This is a genomic window from Rahnella perminowiae (genome assembly GCF_019049755.1).
GTDB lineage: Bacteria > Pseudomonadota > Gammaproteobacteria > Enterobacterales > Enterobacteriaceae > Rahnella > Rahnella perminowiae.
In genome coordinates this window covers 1-1407 of record NZ_JAFMOS010000179.1, presented here as the reverse complement: position 1 = coordinate 1407, position 1407 = coordinate 1, and the positions used below count along the sequence as shown (strand labels likewise).

Here is a 1407-nt window from a genome sequence, read left to right as displayed (position 1 = left end):
TTGTTAAAGTGAATCAAATCAGTTGGGCTCGCTGTTGCACTGCGGTACGCTCGGGCAGTTATTCACATCCACATTATCCACGAAAAGAGGTTTTTATCATGAGTAAATTTATCTTTTCTTCGCCAAGAAAATACGTCCAGGGCAGCGGTGTGCTGGATGAGTTAGGAGATTATCTGCCCGCACTGGGAGGGAAATCATTCCTGATTGCTGATGATGTTGTTTGGGGAATTATCGGCGAGCGCGTTCAGCATTCATTAAAAAAAGCTGACGTGGCATTTCATTATGAGCGCTTTAACGGTGAAGCCTCTGCCAGCGAAATTACCCGTCTGGCCGGCATTGCCCGTCATGCGGGAACCCAGGTCGTGGTCGGCCTCGGTGGCGGTAAAACACTGGATACCGTGAAAGCGATTGCCGATGAACTGAAACAAAACGTCGTGATCGTGCCGACCGTGGCCTCAACCGATGCACCGTGCAGCGCGTTGTCGGTTATCTACACCGATGAAGGTGTTTTCGAATCTTACCGTTTCTACAATAAAAATCCGGATCTGGTGCTGGTAGATACCCATGTGTGTGCTCAGGCACCGGTACGCCTGTTTGCCTCCGGGATCGCTGACGGCCTGGCCACCTTTGTCGAAGCACAGGCGGTATTGCGTTCGCATTCTCAGTCAATGGTCGGGGGTGACCCGACTATCGCCGGGATGGCGATTGCCGAAGCTTGCGAGAAAACGTTGCTGACCTATGGTTACAGTGCCTATACGGCGGTTGAGCAGAAACTGGTGACGCCAGCCGTTGAAGCCGTGGTGGAAGCCAACACGCTGCTTTCCGGTCTGGGTTTTGAAAATGCCGGTCTGGCAGGTGCGCACGCGATCCACAATGGTTTTACGGCGATTTCAGGTGATATTCATCATCTGACCCACGGTGAAAAAGTGGCCTACGGTACACTGACGCAGATGGTGCTGGAACAGCGCCCGGGCGAAGAAATCGCGAAATACGTCCGTTTCTACCGTGCCATTAAAATGCCAACCACGCTGAAAGAAATGCATCTGGAAAACGAATCTTTTGCCAGTCTGGTGAAAATCGGTGCGCTGGCAGGCGGCGAGGGCGATACGCTGGGTAACCTTAACCACAATCTTTCCGCCGAAGACGTGGCGAACGCTATTCTGGCGGTGGATGCATTCAGTAAAACGGTGAAGTAATTGCTGTAACGGCTCCCCCGTGTGCAGGGGGAGCATTAACACTTAACCAAACATCGCATGGTATAAATTGCGCTTTTTCAGATGGCCGAAATAATGCATTGTGCGAATAATTTTCTGTTGTGTATATTAATTATGTATGTGCTTGTCTGTTTTTTTAATAATAAATAAAATTTCTGTATCTAATACAAATCTCCGATCAAAATAGTAATAA

The 1407-nt window shown here is 49.5% G+C and carries 1 protein-coding gene; it reads left to right on the top strand.

Features of this window, described 5'->3' with window-relative positions:
• Positions 1-98 precede the first annotated feature (98 nt).
• Positions 99-1196, top strand: coding sequence for a glycerol dehydrogenase (locus J1785_RS01050; RefSeq protein ID WP_217218600.1), 1098 nt, complete (start codon positions 99-101; stop codon positions 1194-1196).
• Positions 1197-1407 lie beyond the last annotated feature (211 nt).